This is a genomic window from Paenibacillus sp. SER-28 (genome assembly GCF_052906305.1).
The window spans coordinates 756050-775516 of the sequence record NZ_JBRECM010000001.1 but is presented as its reverse complement, the minus strand read 5'-3'; the positions used below and the strand labels follow the sequence as shown (position 1 = coordinate 775516).

General features: G+C 41.4%; 22 protein-coding genes. 7 read left to right on the top strand and 15 right to left on the bottom strand.

Annotated features, from left to right (window positions below):
* Positions 1-42 precede the first annotated feature (42 nt).
* Positions 43-486 (top strand): N-acetyltransferase, encoded by a 444-nt coding sequence (locus tag ACUYLD_RS03660; RefSeq protein ID WP_446674438.1) that lies wholly within the window; start codon positions 43-45, stop codon positions 484-486.
* Between the two features lie 11 nt (positions 487-497).
* Here ACUYLD_RS03660 and ACUYLD_RS03655 read toward each other — a convergent pair whose 3' ends face one another.
* Positions 498-1016: a GNAT family N-acetyltransferase gene (locus ACUYLD_RS03655; protein WP_446674437.1), complete on the bottom strand. Its 519-nt coding sequence runs from the start codon at positions 1014-1016 to the stop codon at positions 498-500.
* Between the two features lie 70 nt (positions 1017-1086).
* Positions 1087-1602: a hypothetical protein gene (locus ACUYLD_RS03650; protein WP_446674579.1), complete on the bottom strand. Its 516-nt coding sequence runs from the start codon at positions 1600-1602 to the stop codon at positions 1087-1089.
* 301 nt (positions 1603-1903) lie between these two features.
* Here ACUYLD_RS03650 and ACUYLD_RS03645 point away from each other — a divergent pair, with 301 nt between their 5' ends.
* Both ACUYLD_RS03645 and ACUYLD_RS03640 read left to right on the top strand, forming a co-directional pair.
* The gene (locus tag ACUYLD_RS03645; RefSeq protein WP_446674436.1) at positions 1904-2395 is read left to right on the top strand and encodes a hypothetical protein; all 492 of its coding nucleotides are present in this window, start codon (positions 1904-1906) and stop codon (positions 2393-2395) included.
* 322 nt (positions 2396-2717) lie between these two features.
* Positions 2718-3212, top strand: a complete 495-nt coding sequence (locus ACUYLD_RS03640; protein WP_446674435.1) for a hypothetical protein — start codon at positions 2718-2720, stop codon at positions 3210-3212.
* A gap of 202 nt (positions 3213-3414) precedes the next feature.
* Here the strand turns inward: ACUYLD_RS03640 and nspC are convergent, their stop codons facing one another.
* The 7 genes from nspC to ACUYLD_RS03605 form a co-directional block, all read right to left on the bottom strand.
* A complete protein-coding gene (nspC, locus tag ACUYLD_RS03635) occupies positions 3415-4554 on the bottom strand; it encodes a carboxynorspermidine decarboxylase (RefSeq protein WP_446674434.1) in 1140 nt (379 codons plus the stop codon).
* An 8-nt stretch (positions 4555-4562) separates the two neighbouring features.
* Positions 4563-5762, bottom strand: a complete 1200-nt coding sequence (locus ACUYLD_RS03630) for a saccharopine dehydrogenase family protein (protein WP_013309649.1) — start codon at positions 5760-5762, stop codon at positions 4563-4565.
* A gap of 315 nt (positions 5763-6077) precedes the next feature.
* Positions 6078-6338 carry a bacteriocin immunity protein gene (locus tag ACUYLD_RS03625; RefSeq protein WP_250261824.1) on the bottom strand — a complete coding sequence of 87 codons (261 nt, stop codon included), beginning with the start codon at positions 6336-6338 and terminating at the stop codon, positions 6078-6080.
* A gap of 157 nt (positions 6339-6495) precedes the next feature.
* Complete coding sequence (gene htpG, locus ACUYLD_RS03620; protein WP_446674433.1) at positions 6496-8376, bottom strand: molecular chaperone HtpG; 1881 nt, start codon at positions 8374-8376, stop codon at positions 6496-6498.
* 180 nt (positions 8377-8556) lie between these two features.
* Positions 8557-9180 (bottom strand): SMI1/KNR4 family protein, encoded by a 624-nt coding sequence (locus ACUYLD_RS03615; protein ID WP_061828644.1) that lies wholly within the window; start codon positions 9178-9180, stop codon positions 8557-8559.
* 155 nt (positions 9181-9335) lie between these two features.
* Positions 9336-10553 (bottom strand): hypothetical protein, encoded by a 1218-nt coding sequence (locus tag ACUYLD_RS03610; RefSeq protein WP_446674432.1) that lies wholly within the window; start codon positions 10551-10553, stop codon positions 9336-9338.
* Between the two features lie 67 nt (positions 10554-10620).
* Positions 10621-11094 (bottom strand): DUF7716 domain-containing protein, encoded by a 474-nt coding sequence (locus ACUYLD_RS03605; protein WP_165175922.1) that lies wholly within the window; start codon positions 11092-11094, stop codon positions 10621-10623.
* A gap of 132 nt (positions 11095-11226) precedes the next feature.
* On the opposite strand from ACUYLD_RS03605, the gene ACUYLD_RS03600 reads away from it, so the two are divergent.
* Positions 11227-12357 carry a phosphodiester glycosidase family protein gene (locus ACUYLD_RS03600; protein ID WP_446674431.1) on the top strand — a complete coding sequence of 377 codons (1131 nt, stop codon included), beginning with the start codon at positions 11227-11229 and terminating at the stop codon, positions 12355-12357.
* Positions 12358-12486: 129 nt separating this feature from the next.
* Here ACUYLD_RS03600 and ACUYLD_RS03595 read toward each other — a convergent pair whose 3' ends face one another.
* The 3 genes from ACUYLD_RS03595 to ACUYLD_RS03585 form a co-directional block, all read right to left on the bottom strand.
* On the bottom strand, positions 12487-12936 hold the full coding sequence (locus ACUYLD_RS03595) for a DUF6386 family protein (protein WP_446674430.1): 450 nt from the start codon (positions 12934-12936) through the stop codon (positions 12487-12489).
* Between the two features lie 220 nt (positions 12937-13156).
* Positions 13157-13255 (bottom strand): hypothetical protein, encoded by a 99-nt coding sequence (locus ACUYLD_RS03590; RefSeq protein ID WP_014599622.1) that lies wholly within the window; start codon positions 13253-13255, stop codon positions 13157-13159.
* Positions 13256-13355: 100 nt separating this feature from the next.
* Positions 13356-13643 (bottom strand): hypothetical protein, encoded by a 288-nt coding sequence (locus ACUYLD_RS03585; RefSeq protein WP_446674429.1) that lies wholly within the window; start codon positions 13641-13643, stop codon positions 13356-13358.
* A gap of 335 nt (positions 13644-13978) precedes the next feature.
* On the opposite strand from ACUYLD_RS03585, the gene ACUYLD_RS03580 reads away from it, so the two are divergent.
* The 3 genes from ACUYLD_RS03580 to ACUYLD_RS03570 all read left to right on the top strand — a co-directional run bounded on the left by ACUYLD_RS03580 (position 13979) and on the right by ACUYLD_RS03570 (position 15416).
* Positions 13979-14317, top strand: a complete 339-nt coding sequence (locus ACUYLD_RS03580; protein ID WP_250267980.1) for a helix-turn-helix domain-containing protein — start codon at positions 13979-13981, stop codon at positions 14315-14317.
* A gap of 386 nt (positions 14318-14703) precedes the next feature.
* Entirely contained in the window at positions 14704-14877 is a 174-nt protein-coding gene (locus ACUYLD_RS03575) for a hypothetical protein (protein ID WP_250267979.1), read from the top strand.
* 83 nt (positions 14878-14960) lie between these two features.
* The gene (locus tag ACUYLD_RS03570; RefSeq protein WP_250267978.1) at positions 14961-15416 is read left to right on the top strand and encodes a DDE-type integrase/transposase/recombinase; all 456 of its coding nucleotides are present in this window, start codon (positions 14961-14963) and stop codon (positions 15414-15416) included.
* A gap of 11 nt (positions 15417-15427) precedes the next feature.
* Here the strand turns inward: ACUYLD_RS03570 and ACUYLD_RS03565 are convergent, their stop codons facing one another.
* The 3 genes from ACUYLD_RS03565 to ACUYLD_RS03555 all read right to left on the bottom strand — a co-directional run bounded on the left by ACUYLD_RS03565 (position 15428) and on the right by ACUYLD_RS03555 (position 19404).
* Positions 15428-17137 carry an ABC transporter ATP-binding protein gene (locus ACUYLD_RS03565; RefSeq protein WP_250267977.1) on the bottom strand — a complete coding sequence of 570 codons (1710 nt, stop codon included), beginning with the start codon at positions 17135-17137 and terminating at the stop codon, positions 15428-15430.
* Positions 17138-17235: 98 nt separating this feature from the next.
* Complete coding sequence (locus ACUYLD_RS03560; RefSeq protein WP_250267976.1) at positions 17236-17844, bottom strand: response regulator transcription factor; 609 nt, start codon at positions 17842-17844, stop codon at positions 17236-17238.
* A 255-nt stretch (positions 17845-18099) separates the two neighbouring features.
* A complete protein-coding gene (locus ACUYLD_RS03555; RefSeq protein WP_446674428.1) occupies positions 18100-19404 on the bottom strand; it encodes a radical SAM protein in 1305 nt (434 codons plus the stop codon).
* Positions 19405-19467: the final 63 nt, after the last annotated feature.

Below are 19467 nucleotides of genomic sequence, written 5' to 3'. Positions count from 1 at the left end.
CATCTATAAGATTACATACTGCACTGTGAAAGAGGAGATACGATGTCGATTAGACCCGCAAATGTGGAAGAGCTCAACGAGTTGGCAGCCATCTGGCTAGATGCTTCCATAGAAGCCCATCATTTTATTGCTCCGCAGTATTGGGCATCACAAGTTACCGAGATGGAAAACAGGTACCTTCCTCTCGCTCAAAACTACGTTATCCTACAAGATGATCATAGCATTGGCGGCTTCGTTTCCATGTTGGATGGATACTTAGCAGCTCTGTTTATACGTGTTGATTCTCAAAGAAAAGGCTATGGCAAGTTACTACTAGATTGGGTGAAGAAGCAACATAATGAGATTCAATTAAAGGTATACCAGTCAAACACAAAAGCATTTAACTTCTATACTAAAAATGGATTTACCATTCAAGCGGAATCTGTTGATGCCGAAACTGACGAGAAAGAATTTGTAATGGTATGGACAAAACATGAACGATATTGAAGCACCATTAGCTATACAATCTTCTTATTTAACCCATAGACCTCGGTATATAAAATCTCTTTAAACGGAGCAAAATCCTGTTCAGCCAGCGCACCTGGATAGCTCATAATTTGAAGCCGCAGATCAGCCTGTCCTTCTCTTAAAGGAGGCTGTACATAGTCAAAATGGTTCAGATGAAACCCCAAACGTTCGTAAAAACCAATTCTTCTCCGAGTCCATTCATCCACTGGTGGCTCAACCTCCAGTACTACCGGTTTATCGGACTGTGAAATAAACTTGCTCATAAGCTCTTTACCTAACCCGCCACCTCGTATAGCCGAATCTACGGCAATGTGCTCTACAAACCGAAAATCTGTAAACTCCCATCCCGCCAAAAAAGCAATTGTTTGCCCTTGTTCGTCCTTTTGGGTAAGTAAACGATAACATGGATGATGAAGCAGAGCACTCTGTGACTCGAATGTCCTGCATTCCGTTTCAGGAAAAGAAGCCTCCATAATCGCATATACTTGAGAGAATTCAAGTTCATTCATTTATACTTTCAACTCCTCTAACGTTAACTTGTTGGTCTACTAATGTCATTTACATTAGGGCCCTAACCCTTTAGACCTTGTTTAATTCCATAAGCGTCAGCAATATGTGTTCCAACAGCTCTGGAATGTCTTCCATTTGATCTTCGTTAATTTGTCTGGAAAATCGGAGTTCAATCCTGTTTTGGTATGTAGACGTCTTCTCTCCATAAATCTGACTAAGCGTTTGTACCGGTCGAAGATCGGGCTTCCAAATTTCGGTCAGTATATTTTCAATCCGGCTGCATTGTGACTCAATTTCACGAATTTCCATGTAAAAACTCAGCAACAAGACACATCCCGGAATTTGATCTTTGATTTCCAAAATTTCAGCAGCCAAGTTGTTTAAATCCGCCTTCAGTTGAATCTCTGCTGTCACACTCGGATGTTCTCTCAGTCTGAATTGGACAGCAAATTCACGTGACATCACAGACATTTCCAATCTGTCGATTCGCTGCGTAATGTCAATACGTGAATCCAGATTATCCAGATCGTAAACCGTATTTTCCAGGGCCACTTTTAAATTATCAAAAACGGTCGGGTCGAACATATATTTTTCACCTCCAATTATGGAGTATAACATAGCTTGTGTTACTCCTAAAATAGGATGCCCCTTTTCACGACAGCATATTAAGACGGGATTTTATAGTATACAGTAAGTTGGCTAACTCTTAATTGAAGTTTAGTGAATAAATTTGTAAAAACGCATAATTGTGACAAAAAAAATATATTTTTTTGATTATTATCCTTTTTACGTTCCAATATATTGGAATATACTATATAATACTGGATGGGATTGGTTATACATATTCATATAAATCCCAAAATATAAGAAGGGAAGAGATTATTAAATGAAAAAGTCAGTTTTTTCCACACTAGGTCTTGCACTTCTATTAAGCACATCCACCGCCGTTGCATCTGCTCAAGAAGCAGCACCCGCATTACAAAAGGAATCTATCCAGCTATCTGGAAATGGGACTGACAGAGAGCCTAATAATAGCTTTGAAGAAGCAAGCGAAATTTTTTTAGGTGATGATATATATGGAAGCATTGGAGAACTTATTGATGGAAGATACTATGACACCTACGACGTTTACAAATTCAAGGTTTTTGAAACCAAGTGGGTTGATTTTAAACTTGAAGGAGATAAGTATCCGAGTGCGTGGTTAAAAATGGTTTTACGTGACAGCAATGGTCATAAGATAAAGTCGGCAAATGATGGTCAGTACACTTTAGGTAAAGAACTTGAAGCAGGCAAATGGTACTACTTAGAAGTAGAAACGCCAGGCTACGAAATCGGTCAATTGTTCTGGTATAAAATTTCCGCTACAATTGGGCAATAAAATACGTTGCCTTCGTAGATTCAAATAAAGAGTCTAGCCTCTATTTTAAGGTATAAGGCTCTTTTAGTTCAGATTACATTATTCATTCGTGCCACTCCAGTCCATTAATTGTGTCTATTTACACTAAACACGAGCTAAAGCCCGAGTAGGAAAACTTGTCGGATCCTTAAATGCCTCACAGATATATTCACCTCTACCTATTATTTCATCTCACACATCAAGTCCATTTTTAAATAATTCCCAATTTAGTATTTATATTTTACTCATTTATCTCCATGATTTTAACCCCCTTAAAAACCCTAAAAAAGAAAGGAACTTTACTATGAAAAAGACATTGTTAGCTTCATTAGGCCTGACACTTATGCTAAGTACTTCTGCCAGTGTCGCTTTAGCCGAAGAAGCAAATACAACAAAAGACTTAACTCCTGCCTCTGTACTTGAATATCATGAACAGGAACCAAATGATAGTTTTGAACAGGCTAACTACTATTTTATAGGTGATGCTGTTATCGGAAGACTTGGTGTAGAGGGAGTGCCTGGAGTCTGGGAAGCCTACGATGTATATAAAATTAAGGCTTTTGAATCACAAAAAGCTCATTTTACAATTCAGGGAGACAGATATTCAGATTCCTGGTTGCAAATGACTGTTTACGATAATACTGGTAGTAAAATGAAACGTTCAAGAGATGGTCAATATTCTTTAGATGTAGAACTTGAAAAAGGTAAAGAATACTACCTAGCCGTCGAGGTTTTTCCAGGACTTCAACCTGGAGGGCATATATTTGACTATAAAGTCTCTTCTGAAGCTGTAAGGTAGACTAATTAAATTTATGTAACTTTTCAAGTAGTGAATCATTATTTAATGCCCGTTGTCGTATTGGATACATGCAACAGGCACATATAAAAACTAAAAAATCCCTAACTACGCCAAAAAGCCTCACCCCTTTCTCAAGGGGCGAGGCTTTTGTGGTTCAGTCATTCCATTTGGTGCACTCAGTTCTTTTACCCCTGTGTAAGTCTTACGACAAACGTGAGCTAAAGTCCTCGTAGGAGAACTGACGGATTACCTTGATGCCTTCTTCGTCGTTGTAGCTGGCGATGGCTGGCAGGTTGACTCCGTTGAACATGTGGTTTTTGACCATCGTGTAATGGGCCATGTCGCAGAATACAAGCTTGTCTCCCGGCTTCAGTGGCTCTTTAAAGGAATAGTCTCCAATCACATCTCCAGCCAAGCACGTAAGTCCCCCAAGTCTGTAGGTGTATGCATACTCGCCAGGCTGGCCTGCATCAATGATGTTCGGGCGATATGGCATAGCCAGCACGTCAGGCATATGACATTCAGCCGAAGTATCCAGAATGGCAATATCCATTCCGTTTTTCATCGTATCTAGGACTGTAGCAACCAGATATCCAGTATTCAAAGCAATAGCTTCGCCTGGCTCCAGATAAACCTGCACACCATATTTATCCTGAAAATATTGAATACAGCGTACCAGCGTGTCCAGATCATAGTCTTCTCTGGTAATATGGTGACCGCCGCCGAAATTGAGCCATTTCATGTTCTTAATGTATGGCCCGAATTTCTCATCCACGACTTTAATGGTACGCTCTAGCGTATCTGAATTCTGTTCACACATCGTATGAAAATGAATACCGTCAACGCCATCCAGATCCTCAGGTCTAAAGTTAGCCAGGGTCACACCCATTCTGGAGTTGTTGTAGCAAGGATCATACAGCGGCGTTTCGATTTCCGAATATTCTGGATTAACCCGAATGCCGATGTCGATTTTTTTGGAAGTTACGCCTTGCACTCTGCTTTTGTAGCGTTTCAGTTGATCAAAGGAGTTGAAAACAATATGGTCAACATACTCCAATAGCTCATCAAATTCACTGTCAACATAAGCAGGTGCGTATACGTGAACCTCCTTGTCCATTTTTTCGCGACCAAGTCGTGCTTCGAACAACGAACTGGAGGTTACGCCTTTTAAGTATTTGCCAACCAGAGGAAAGGTCGAAAACATCGAAAATCCCTTAAGAGCGAGCAAAATACTGCAGCCCGTCCGCTCTTGAACGGAATTTAAGACCTCAAGGTTTTTGACAAGAAGTCTTTCGTCAACAAGATAACAAGGTAATGGAAGTCCTGTAATATCAATATTCATCGCAGACCTCAATCAAGCAACGTTGGCGTAAAGTTCTCTTGCCATGGCAATCCGTGTTTATTTAGTGCTTCCATAAATGGATCTGGATCAAATTCCTCAACGTTGTAAACGCCTGGTTTTTTCCAGATACCTTTGATGATAAGCATTGCGCCGATCATGGCAGGAACACCAGTTGTGTAAGAAATGGCTTGGGAGCCAACCTCTGCATAACATTCCTCATGATCACAAACATTGTAAACATAATACGTTTTTGGTTTTCCATCTTTCACGCCTTGGATGATGCAACCAATGTTCGTTTTGCCTTTTGTTCTTGGTCCCAGAGAAGCTGGGTCTGGCAAAATAGCTTTCAGGAATTGCAGTGGAATGATTTGTTGTCCTTCGTAATCAATAGGCTCGATCGAAGTCATGCCTACGTTTTGAAGTACATTCAAATGATTCAGATAATTGTCCGAGAACGTCATCCAGAAGCGGATTTTTTTCACGCCTTTAATATTCACTGCAAGAGATTCCAGTTCTTCATGGTACAAAAGATATATATTTTTCGGTCCAATTTCAGGAAGGTCGTATACCTTTTTCTCAGAAAGTGGCTCAGTTTCAATCCATTCTCCGTTTTCAAAGTAACGGCCCTTCGCCGTAATTTCACGAATATTGATTTCCGGATTAAAGTTAGTTGCAAAAGGATATCCGTGGTCCCCTGCATTCGCATCCACAATATCAATCGTATGAATTTCATCAAAGTAGTGCTTTTGAGCATAAGCCGTAAATACTCCAGTTACGCCTGGATCAAAACCGCTGCCCAGCAGAGCTGTAATTCCTGCTTTTTCGAATCTTTCTTTGTAGGCCCATTGCCAGCTGTATTCAAACTTCGGCGTATCCGGCGGTTCATAGTTCGCCGTATCAACGTAATGAACACCTGTCTCAAGGCAAGCATCCATTATCGTCAAATCCTGATAAGGGAGAGCCACATTGATAACTACATCCGGTTGAAAGCTTCGAATCAAGTCAATGACCATGTCGGTGTTGTCAGCATCAAGCTGAGCCGTTTGAATCTTCGTACGACCTCCACCCAGCTTCTCTTTAAGCGCATCGCATTTCTCAACAGTTCTGCTTGCGATACAAATTTCTTCAAATACATCTGGGTTTTGGCAACATTTATGCACCACAACGCTGGCCACGCCACCGGCGCCAATAATCAATGCTTTTCCCAAAATAAATAACCTCCTTATTCCATACGCTAATCGCTAATCATTCTTGCAAACAAAATGATTATAAAGACATCCCACCAAATAATCAAGAAAAACGACAATTTGCTGTATCAAAATTCACAGGAACATGTCACAAAAACTTTACAAATCCCAAAATTAGGCATAAAAACTCCGTAAAGTGTGCAGAAAACAAACATTACCTCATACACTCCAGAGAAGTCAGCACGTATTTAACGGAAGTTTTTTTGAATCTAATGCTCATAGTCCTAAAGAGTTAATACTATCTTATTTCTAAACAAAAGACCACCCCTCCGCATCCTATGAAGAAGATTCATGGGGTGGTAAAATAATGGGCTGATAGCGTAATGCCTCATCTACGATCTCTGCTGCACTCAAGTCACGGTCATCCCAGTAGATCAAATTACTGATCCCCGGATGGGGCGTATTTTGCTTCACTATGGTCAGCATACTGTCGATTTCCTCTTCTGTTCCCTCACCTCTGATTATTTTTTCCACTAACTCTATAAGCTCACTTCGATCCAAATTTTGGAGTTCCTTTCTATCTCTATCCAGACTCATATAATTGCCCTCCTTTGTATTGAGTATGATCGGCATTGTGTGGGCCCATCCCTTCTTCTGTAAGCGCTATATGACCTATTATGGAGATTTAAGAAGTGTTTATGATAAATAAAGCCGCCCCCAGTATGGGAACGGCTCTATACAGTAATAAAGCTTGTTAAACCATGATTTTGCAAATATCGTTCGTGAATTCAACCGGATCTTGCAGTGGCAAGCCTTCGATCAGCAAAGCCTGATTATACAGTAATGCCGTATAGAGGTTTACCTTCTCCTTATCCTTGTCAAAAGCTTCTTTCAAAGAGTTAAACACCGCATGGTTTACGTTGATTTCCAGCACTTTATTCGCTTTGACATCGGCGTTATTAGGCATGGCGTTCAAGATTTTTTCCATCTCAATCGTCACTTCGCCGTCTGCGGACAGACATACCGGATGTGTCTTCAAGCGCTTGGAGGCTTTAACACTGGATACCTTGCCTTCCAGCAAGCCCTTCATATACTCGAACAGCCCTTTGTTGTCGTTTTGTTCTGCTTCTGTTTCTTTCTCGTTTTCGTCAGGCTCAATGCCCAGATCGCCGCTCGATACAGATTTGAATTCTTTCTCTTTGTAGCTTAAGAGCATTTTAATAGCGAACTCATCAATATCATCGGTGAAATACAGAATTTCGTAGCCTTTGTCAGCCACCATTTCGGTTTGCGGCAGTTTTTCAATACGCTCATTGGACTCCCCGGAAGCATAATAAATATACTTCTGATCCTCTGGCATACGCGATACGTATTCGTCCAAAGTAACCTGCTTTTTCTCTGTAGAAGAGTAGAACATGAGCAGATCCTGGAGAGTTTCTTTATGTCTGCCGTAATCGTTGTAGATACCAAATTTCAATTGTCTGCCAAATGATTTGTAGAATTGATCATATTTCTCCCGGTCATTTTTGAGCAAGGTCAGCAATTGACCTTTGATTTTGCTTTCGATATTTTTGGCAATCAGCTTCAGCTGACGGTCATGCTGCAGCATTTCTCTGGAAATGTTGAGCGACAGGCTTTCGGAGTCGACCATCCCTTTGACAAAGCTAAAATAATCCGGCAGCAGGTCAGGAGATTTTTCCATAATCAGCACACCGTTGGCATACAACTCCAGCCCTTTTTCATATTCCTTGGAGTAGAAATCAAACGGAATATTTTCAGGAATAAACAGAATAGCTTGGTACACTACCGCGCCATCCGCACTGACGTGGATATGCTGGAGCGGCTTGTCGTAGCCATAGCGTTTTTCCGCGTAGAAATTTTGATAATCCTCGTCGGTCAGCTCGCTTTTGTTTTTTCTCCAGATAGGAACCATGCTGTTAATACGCTGTTCTTCTTCGTAATCCTCGAACTCGTTGTCGCTTCCCTCTTTCAGACGCTTGCCTGTAATATCCATTTTAATCGGATAGCGGATAAAGTCGGAGTATTTTTTAATCAGTGCTTTTAAACGGTACTCGTCCAAATATTCATCGTAGGACTCATCTTCGGTGTTTGCCTTGATTTTCAGAACTATCTCGGTTCCGACCTCGTCCTTCTCAGCTGCCTCAATGGTATACCCGTCTGCACCTGTGGATTCCCATTTATATGCAGTATCGCTTCCCAAAGCCTTGGTAGTCACTGTAACCACATCGGCTACCATAAAAGCTGAATAGAAACCGACGCCGAATTGACCGATGATGTCATGACCATCCTTGGATTCATTTTCATTTTTGAATGCCAGTGAACCACTTTTAGCAATAACACCCAGGTTATTTTCTAGCTCTTCCTTGGTCATACCAATCCCGGTATCACGCAGGGTTAGCGTTCTGTTATCCTTATCGGCAGTTACTTTGATATAATAATTTTCTTTGTCAAAGACCAGTTGATCATCCGTCAATGCTTTGTAATAAATTTTGTCAATCGCATCACTTGCATTGGAGATCAGCTCTCTTAGGAAAATTTCCTTTTGCGTGTAAATCGAGTTAATCATCATTTCGAGCAGACGCTTGGACTCAGCCTGAAACTGTTTTTTCTCCATTCGGATATCTCCTTTCAAATATGAACCTATGTAAGGCCAGCGGATATGAGCTATGCAAACGATTCAACTTTGTTAGCACTCCCATCATTCGAGTGCTAGCCTACCTTTTTTATATCATTCCTCATTTTTTATGTCAATATCTCGGTCGACTAAACATTAAAATTACATTTCAGGAAATCGTTAGTGTCTAATGTGCTTAAACATCACGTTAAACATTTCGACAGAAGATGGAAACAGCCCCTGTACATGGGGAAGCAGATTACTCCTGATCCGCAGCTCATCCTCATTCAAATGCTGTAGGTCCTCATGAAAGAACCAAACAATAGGATAATCGCCGTCCTTATGTCTGCTGCCTGCATTTAAACAAACGGGACCCTGGTCGTCCTCTGCTATTGCAAAAGGAATGTAGCCTGCTGACAGAAGAGGTGACCATTGATCAAGCAAATCATAAAATGCCTTTAAGCCTTGACCTACAGGCAGACGTGGGAACTCAACAAACGTACAATCGCTCCAGTATACTCCCGGGATAGACTCATTATCGAATTGTAAAGATACATAATGGTAGGACATGATAAAACTCCTCAGCAGGGGCGGCAGCTCAAAATGGTATTTTTCCTCCATCTCCCGAACTTCCTGTTCAGTAATCTGTGAAAGGAGAGGCTTCCACTTGATCCATCCCTCCTCGTCAACATTTCCATCACGCATTTCCATCGGTACATTTTCTTCCACATCCATAAAAAAGGCTTCATCCATCTGAGCAAATAGTTCCTTCATGGATGTACGAATATCCGCTTTCTTGTCCATGTCTTCACACCTCTTTCCTCTCTATTCACATTTTGCATCATGGGTTAATGCCAAATGCCCTCTATCTGAAAATAGCATTGTAATCATGTGCTGCTACGCTTTTTAAGTTCAGCTTATCAGAACTTGCTTTTATCACCATTTGCGGAATATTAGTATTACCAGCGCAAGGGCTCATAGTTCCGCCAGATCACCCAACGCGCTGTCTCGTGAATTGGCGCGGTGCCAATGCTATATTCGTCCTTCGTGCCGCTCTGCAAATCAATCAAATGAAGCATACCGCCATACGTTCCAACCGCCAACATACTTTCATCAGGTGTAACTGCCAGCCCGGATATCGTACTGCCGACAAAATAGCGCCAAAGTTCACGGCCCTCCCTGTCAATCAGACGGAGATAACCGTAGGCATCACCCAAAATAGATCCTTGTGTCAGCGCTGTTGCAGCGTATACTCGCATTTCTTCATTCATCATCGGCCATTCTTCCTTATTCTGAGCAAGACCCTGCTCCACCTCAGCAATCGACACTTGAATGGTAGCACCGTTGTAGAAATGACAGGCATTGTACCAGACGTCCAGATCATCTTTGGAAAATAGAGCATAATGCGGATAACTAGAACTTGGCTCCAATGTATGCACCGTCTTATCAGACAGATCCATAAGCATATGCTCACTCATCTGGCTACCGTAAGCAATCCAACGTCCATCCCTCGACACAGCTCCATGGGCCATATCCACAATCGTGTCTTCCAACTCTAGTTTTCTTCGTTCAGACGCCTGGGGATGGATCAAATCCACCTGATCACCAGCCAGCAAATAAACGCCGTAACCGCAAACCAGCAGAAGTCGCTGTCCATCGCCAAACGGAATCACTTCATCTAATATATCTTCAGGATGCTCCTCATCTCCCAAGCACTCCAGATCAGGAATGGATGCTTTTAAGCGGCCTTGTATATCCTTCCACTGAAAATGTGCTGTCTCTTCTCCTTGCAGATTTAAGTCCGGTTGACGAACAATCCGAATCCCCTGTCCATCCACCAACGCAAAATAAGTCCCGTCCGGCGAACAGCCTACTCGATGCAGTCCGGGGATTTGCAAGATTCTATCTTTTCCCGTCACATAGATCGTCCCGCGTTCCCGAGGATTGCCCGCATGTAGAATGACTTCATTGCCTCCATTCACAAAAGCTATCGGCCTAACGGCTTGCAAAGCCTCCTCGAACGCTGGTGTAAGCGGCCAAGACGCGGCTGGAATCTCTCGACGTAACTGCTCCATTTCACCAGCCTGATTCGCCTCCCGAATCATACGAAAAATATCTTTGGCCATCTTGGGGCGTTCGTCCTGGTTTGGCTCTGATTGCTCCTGCTGCCATTTCATGATTCAACCAACTCATTTGCTTCCCCCATCCAGTGTATGTATGCCCTGTTTATTCTACAGGCTTTGTTCATTCTGTTAGGTGGTTTCTCACCTTTGTCAACACAGACCACAGGTCTGTCACTGCCTTCACCTCTTCATAGTCCAGAAAGGCATCTCGTTTGTCATAGTATTTTACCGCTATAATCACCATCTGAAGCGTCACTGGCTGTCCAGCAGCCTTAAGGACTTCCACAATACTTTCGAAGGTCGCCAACTCAAACCAGGTTTGAACCTGACGATCCGGCACCCACTTGGGAATATACTCGTCCTGTTCGTTGGTTACGACTGTACCCTCCTCTGCACATTCCTCTAGCCAATGCTCATCCCAATAATAAATCGGTGTGTGAACAGGGTCTTGATCCCATTGATCCACATTCACATATAACCAGTTATTATGCAGTTGCCCCACGCTACGCACCAATTCCTGCAATCCTTCAAATACACGATAAGACGGGCGCTCTCTGCGACGGTAATCCTCAAGTCTTGTCTCATACCTGCTCATCTCCAACCTCCCGCTTCCTATATCAGCTAAACACTCAAAATTCGCATAACATACATTTACAACTTATAAAACCCGATATAATTACAAGCACCTCGTAAAGTGTCAAGACTACATAAGGAGATTGATCTATTCATGAAAAGAACCACCGCACTTGTTATCCTGTCCTTGCTATTACTGGTATCCCCGATCTACGCTGCTGCCCCAGCACCTATGCTGGTCTATGTGGACCAGAGTAACCACTCCTTCATCCCGCTTCGTCTTCTGAACAGCTATGAAGGGATCACATTCAATTTAACGGCAGCGGACAAAAAAATAGAAATTGCGCAAGGCAATACTCGGATCACCCTATTTGCCGGGAAATCTACTGCCAAAGTGAATGATCAAACGGTCCATTTGCAAAATGCTCCTTTTACCGATAACGGTTCGACCTATGTCCCCTTGCAGTTCATCAGTCAAAATCTAAACCTGCAAGTCTCATGGCAAAAGGAAACCTCAGCTGTACGCATTAAGCAAGGTGCAACGTCCGTCACGCTTCCGGTACATACTGGCAAGCTACCCGGAAACACTACACCCATTACGACAGCTCATAAAAGCTTCAAGGTCGGGTCTCGTACATTTTCCGCTAAGGTGGTCACCATCTCTATGCTCCATCCCAAGGTAAGCCTGGACGTGGCACTGGCAGGCGATTCCATTGGTAAAGTGGAAGACTTAAGTAGTCTCGCCAAACGTAACCAAGCGGTTGTAGCCATCAATGGTACATTCTTTGATGCCTATACCAAAAGCTCTTACAAAACGCCTTACGGCTATCTGGTCAGTCACGGAAAGATGTTGAAAAAAAGCTCTGGCGACCAACGAACGGTCTTCACCTACGATACTAATCATTTAGCTGAGCTGGTGTCGGGTTCTGCCTTTGAACAACGCTTAAGCCAAGGTAGCGTCGAAGGTGCCCTTCAAGCCGGGCCTCGTCTGGTCACGAACGGTCAGGTTTCCCTAAATGTCAAAGCCGAAGGCTTCAAGGACCCTAAAATATTAACAGGCGGCGGCGCCCGCAGCGCACTCGGGATGAGTCGGGATCATAAGCTGATCCTCCTGACCACAAGTGGAGCGACTATACCGCAGCTCGCCCAAATGATGAAGCAGGCTGGCGCTTATCAGGCCATGAATCTGGACGGCGGTGCTTCCAGCGGGCTGTATTACAACGGCTCCTACCTCACCACACCCGGCCGCCAAATCAGCAATGCCATTATTGTAAAGTATCAATAGACAGATAAAGGGCTGTCTTCACGGATGTGTAAGTCGTGGGGATAGCCTTTTTTCTATTTCCCCAGTTTAGGTTGTCCGGCCTCCACCTGTTCAGGCGGCTTGTATGGGCCGTTACGGGTTGCCTACAACCTACAATCGAATCAAACCTGTAAAGCTATTGCTGCCTTCGCTTCCTTTTTTTAAAGAAAGATAAATACGATTGTCTTCTCTGCTCGCCAAGCATTCATAAAATCCCGGTTGCACAGAAAGGAACGTTCCTCCCCATACGCATTCAGGCTCCAGTCCACCACTTGTGGCTTCCTCCCCTGCTCCAATAAATAGGTTGCCTGAGGGAACCTTCAAAAACAGCCGTACAGTAGGCTTGTCGATATGATCTGTCATCAAAACCTCATAGGTCCCGTCGGCTCCCAGATTCAAAAAAGCTACATTTCCTTTGTTCAACTCGCCCAGCTCGTCCTCTTCGATGGACCACCAATCCGGATCATCGTCCAAACGGTGCTTAAGAGCTTGCGTATCAAATAAGCAAAGAGTCGCCGTGTCTGTCGTAAATTGAAATGGACTGCTTGCCGTATTCATCATGCGATCCTCCTGATTTTGGTCAGCGAATTTCTGTTTTTCCACGTCTTACGCTATCCGTATTGCCATATATTTGAGGGAAAATCTCCCTGTATGTAAAGTATAACAATGCTTGCAGGGCCAGACAACATGTTGGGCTAACACCCATTCTGCATAAAAAGCCCTCCCTCACGATGTCGTGAAAGAAGGCCGATTTGTGGATTTAAGCGATGCTAACCTGCTGTTAGATCAAAAAAGACTTAGTAATAATTACCAACAAAATGAACAATACCAAAATCGCTCCTGTGGATGTCCATGCTCCACCGTAACCTACTTCACCCATGTCTGAATCCCTCCTTGCGTTAAAGCTTACTCTTATCGTATGAAGAAAAGCGGATAACGACAGGGCGAATCGGCAAGTTTATTTGCCATGGAAGGACTACTCAGAAAATGGACTGATACGTTTGAGATAGATCGCTAATGACTCTGGATGACAACTGGCAGAGAATGTCGTCCGTTCTTCGCAGTAACCTGCTCACATCCCTGTGCTTCATCTTTTGAAGGAGCGGGGTTTCTAACTGGGATGAAAGAAATTGAGTGGTGCCTATAAATACAACAACATCCAATCCCGGGTTGGTTTCGGTATGTAATAAGTGCAGCAGATCAGTCATAGACAGGAATCCGGGAGGGAAACGGCTGTTGTTTTCTTTCATATATAGTGCTTTCAACATGGAGGTCAACGCCCAGTCACATAGGATAATGCAGCATTGGACTTGATTGTGCTTGTACAGGATTTGGGCTAGTTTCATGTGGTAATGGGATAGAGTGTGGAAATCAGTTATTGAATTATGTAGATGTTGTGAGGGTCGGGACGGTTGAGTGGGACTTGGAATAAAGGTAGAAGGAGCTTCTTTCATATCTATTCCTCCAGAGAATTTAAAGATTAGTCTTATTATACTCTAAAATAATACTTATAGATATAATACTTGCTAAATATACGATTCTTAATCTCATGTTTACCCAATAAAATCTTGTCTACACTTTTTAGTAGAAGGGGTGTAGATAAATGCAGGACAAAGAAGTACTAAAGCTAGTTGGGGCTAGAATAAGAGTGTTACGCAAAGAAAAAGGCCTCTCACAAGAAGCTCTTGGGGAAAAAGGTGGATTTCATTTTACATACATTGGACAGATCGAACGTGGAGAAAAGAATGTTTCTTTGATAAATGTAGCTAAAATTGCAAAAGCACTAGACGTAAACTTAGTTCAGTTGTTTTCATATGTAAGCGAGGACCCCAAAATTGTGGAGTCTGATGAAGATATTATAGAAATTATTACGATGCTCAAAAAGTCGAGTCCAGAGAAAGTACGTTTGGCGAGGAATGTAATAAGGGAGATTATCAACTAAAGAAGAATGAAATGTTTCAATTAAGAAAACTAAGCTAGCCCACCTGTGGCTTATAAAGTGTCCTCTATAATGAACATTGGAAAATCCCCGGGTTCAACCGAGAGAAATTCTAGGCTTGCATTTTTTATGCCCGCAAAAAAAGGAGAAAATTATAGACTTATGCTGACACTGTAAAATAAGGGCCATTTAGCCTACATCTCGAAGAAAAGTGGACCTATCCACAGATTACCAAGCATTTGGAGATTCAGAATCAGGTCAAGCGATAGATAAGAAGTATCGTGAGCAAGGCGAATTCGGCTTGTTAGTCCAACAGGGGGAACATGAAGAATACAAGAATCAAGATCAGTATGTGCAACAGTTGAAACGGGAGAATGAAATGCTAAAAAGTGTTTGGAAAACTGGAAGCAGGAGGAGAGCAACAAAAATATGCTATGATCGCAAAGTTAGCAACCGAATACCTGGTGATCCAACTCTGTCTGTTGTTCGGGGTGTCTAGAGGTGAATATTACGCCTATTTGAAGCGCAAGGATACCGACCGGGATGGCAAGCAAAGGCACTGATTCAAGCGGTATATCGACGCTACGAAAGAATTTATGAATACCGCCAGTTCCAATTGTTACTGCTTCACGATCACTGAGTTTGGATGAACCACAAGAAGGCACTGTGGCTCTTGCAGACGCTGGGTATCCGCTCGCAGATTCACCGCAAACAGCATATGAATTATAAGGTTTTGCTTCAAGAACGAGTGATCGAAAATCTCTTAAAGCGAGCATTTCAGGCGGAGCAACCGAACCAAAAATGGGTAATGGATGTGACACAATATCATGTACAGGATACGTGGCTTTATCTCTGGGTGATTAAAGACTTGTTAAACAATGAGATTGTAGTCTATCACATCAGCCTTCTTAATGATAGCGAATTGGTTCTGCGAACCTTTGCGAAGTCCTTTGAAAAGCTTAAGGACGTGACCAGACCGGTCATTCACAGCAACCAGGATTCCAGTGCACGCCTCATGCTTACCATGATATGCTGCATCAGGTTAGCGCCCAAATCAGCATGTTTCGCCAGAAGGTTAGAACAAATAATAAAAGTTCATTAATTCACTAAACTTCATTTATCTCGTATCATAGCTGATTCCTCAGCCATCCCATACATGTGATAAAAATACCCCTGAAGCTCAATTAATTCACAAAATGTTCCCCGCTCCACAATTGTTCCATCAGCGAATACAAAGATCATATCATATCGTTCTAGCACTGATTTTGACAGCCGATGAGTAACCATTACACAAGTAGTGTTCTCCAAATCCAGTACAGTTTCTTCAATAGCATTTGCCGTTTCATAATCTAGTGACGAAGTCGGTTCATCCATTAGCAATAAGGGAGTATGACGTATCAAGGTTCTTGCAATCGCTATCCTTTGCTTCTCCCCCCCAGACAGTATACTTCCTTTCTCTCCAACCTGGGTATCTATACCTTCTGGCAACTTATTTATTAATGTAATCAAACCGGATTTTAGGATTACGTCAGCGATCTCATCATTTGAATACGTTTGGTATAGTAAAATATTATCCCTAATGTTGCTATCGAATAAAAAAACATCCTGATGTAGTACAGACTCCAATCGGCACCACTCCTCAACATCAATCTCCTTTAAATTCACATCGTCCACACTAATCGTACCTTCATAGTTCTCATACTGTTTCATAAGGAGCCGTAACACAGTTGATTTTCCTGATCCGCTCGGCCCTACCAAGGCGTATTTTTTTCCCTGTTGCAATTCCATATTCAACCTGTGAACATTAAAACTGTTTTCTTTATAACCAAAAGATACTTCTTTTAGTGAAATCTTATTCTTAATCGTCGGTTTGTGAATGTACGCTACATCCTGATGCTCTGTATGTAAAAAGTCTGTAATCTTTGCCGATATATCACGTAATGATTTAATCTGAGTTATATATTGAATGCTCATTTGTATTGGATTGACGATACTATTGGTCAATTGTACACAAGCAATCATGGTCCCTAAGGTAATAAGCTGCCGTAATGTGAGAAAACTACCGATGATAAACACTGAAATAAACATAAAGCCGCCGAAAACTTCACTTATAGAGGTAACCCATGCACTCAATCTCAAAAATGCATATTTATTTTTTTCTACTTCCCTATTAAGATGATCATATTGCCCCTTGACATACTTCTCAATGCCAAAACTCTTAATTACTGCGAATCCTGAATACATATCGTTCGTATTAATTATGAATTTCTCTACAGCATCGGCCACTTTTCTCTTTCGATTTACCAGTTTTTTCTCAAACATACGAGGGATAAACATGGATAAGAGCGTTAACAAAAGAAGACAAATTACAATAGTAGGACTGAGCAGAAACATGCCAACTAAGGATGCTGAAAACGAGATACACATTCCAATTAACGAGAATATGTTTTTAAAATAGTCATCTTCAATCATCTTGATATCATTACTAAAAATAGATATATATTTAGCACTGTTATAAGCAGAAAACTGAGTCAGGCTTTTATTCATAATATGTCCGAAAACAACTTCTTTCAAATATAACATCGTCTTCTGAATATAAGAAGCATGGAACAAATTAGTTAATAGCCTAAGAATTGCACCTATCACAATAAAAGATAAGGCCAAAATAGCTGTCCCGACAAACTCTTGCTCGCTCCCTACGGTAACAACGTCTACCAGGTCTTTGAAGATAAAGGCCATATACATATTCATTAGACTCGACAGAATAATAAATGTGATGAGCAACATTAACTTGTATCTATACTTTAGTAAAAATACAATCATCACTTAGCCCCCGTCATAATAAACATAGTATTCATTTATTTCACTAGTCGCCACGCTATGATATATTTATATTACTATTTTGCTGAAGAATTGTAGCCTTACACATTAATAATCCCTCTACGTTTTGCGGCAATTACAGCCTCTAATCTGGAACTAACTTTAAATTTATTAAAAATATTAGTTAAATAATATTCAATTGTCCGTTGGCTGACACAGAAAATAGTAGCGAGTTCCTTGTTACTTTTTCCCTCAGCAATCCACTCTAAAATAGAACGCTCCTTGTTGTTAAGCGGTACATAATCCATCATTCCTTCATGGTGATGCAGCTGTTGTAACAGAGATACGGGTAAAACGGCGATTCCATCCAATGCACTTCGAACAGCTCGAATCAATTGTTCTGAGGAAAATTCTTTATCAATAAATGCTATAACTCCCATGTGTAATAACTTATCTATCATTGTATACGTATGAACCTGACCGACAAATAGTATAGGTGTAGCCTGAATCCCACGTATATGCTCTAATTCTTCCAAGATAATCTTATTCAGATAATAAATACAGAGATTAAAACTATATTTCACCATTTCCTCTGCAGCTTCGATTGTAGAGGCGACACGTGTGACACAAAAATATCCTTCTTGTCCAATAAATGACTTAGTAACCTCACCTGATTCAAGATGATCATCCATAAGTAATATGCTATACATTCATCTAACCCCCTATGCATTGTATACATACTTATTCGATTTTTCGAGTAGAGAAATAACCGCCTGTTAACATAAGACAGGCGGCCATAGATGTTTAAGGTTAAGATTTATACATAATACAGCCATGTTTATTATCTACCCAGCAAAAACCAGCTGGTACAACTGAGCTTTGAAGTGCTTTAGGCTCAATAATCCAACGCATTTTCCTCACCTCCTTTCAAGTCACAACAGATTAGATACGGACAAAGGTGAGGCTTACAATTCAAGTCGATAATAATTAAATCTTAACATTTCGTTTAAATTATATTTGTATTCACAGCAAACAGGCTGCTTGTCATTACTTTCAAATGCTTGTTGCGCACATCCTCCACCACACAAAGGTAGAACAGAACAACTTCGACATTTTTCAACTTTATAGGGTGAATAATCAAGCCACTTCTCTGCACGTTGATCTGAATTTATTAAATTACTAATATGACCTATGGTATACTTGGGGTTTCCTACGGTATTCCAACATTTTTGAATCCATCCATCTGGCTGCACAACGATTGAATTGGCTGCAATAGCAGCACAGATAACAGGAGCATACTGAGGGTAATAGGAAATGTTTAGCCCTTTTCTTAACGCTTTCTCGTACAAGCTCAGGATGATTCCCGAAAACTCCTGATTCGCAAAGCAGCTACCGCTACTTGAACAGCCTCCCGCAACGTAGTCGGTGGTAGCAGAGAAATAGATGCTAACCTTTTCCTTGAAGTCTTGTTGCATTATATAATCCATATATTCCTCTAATGAATCTACATTATGGAGATCCACATTTGAACGTATACTTATGTGAATTAGATCACATGTTTCTCTAATATTTTCTATAATTTGATCAAATGTCCCCTGTCGGTTCTCCAGAACTCTTCTTTTATCATGATTTGATTTGTTACCATCTATTGTAATCTGAATATTTTTCAAGCCCAAATCCCTCAAAACAGCAGCACGCCTCCTAGTAAGTAAATATCCATTACTTACCATATCGTGTGACACTTCGATGTGTTTTTCCGCAGCCATTGCATTCATTTTCTCCATAAGAAGGGTGACCTTCTTAAACTCAAGAAGCGGCTCTCCCCCCGTCCAATTTACAACTACATGCTTCAAATCTGAAGCCTCCATGGAGGTTTGTACATAATTCAAAATATCTTGCTGTACTTGAGTTGTAAATGAACGATTACCCGATTTTTCCGTTAGGTTCTCGAAACAATAAGAGCATCTAAAGTTACAATTAAAGGTAGGCAAAATAGTGAGGTGTAATGTGTGTTTCTGATACCTTGTTGCAGTAAACAGTTTCTCCATTGTCTCCAACTCATCAATGGGATGCATGTATATAAATTGTCCCTGAATTAAATGTTCCAACTCTTCACAATGTATAAGGTGAGAAAAATCCTTATTAACAAGAGCATCATACAAATCCTTTTTTATTTCTCCCAAACCGTTAGTTAAACTGTTATATATTAAATACTTTCCATCATCTACCCCATCCAGTTTCAAGTACTCGTTGTAAGATGAGATTTCCATATTCATTCCTCCCAATCTTAGTATTAGGTACTAGATTGACTTCATTTTCAGCGCATAAAAAGT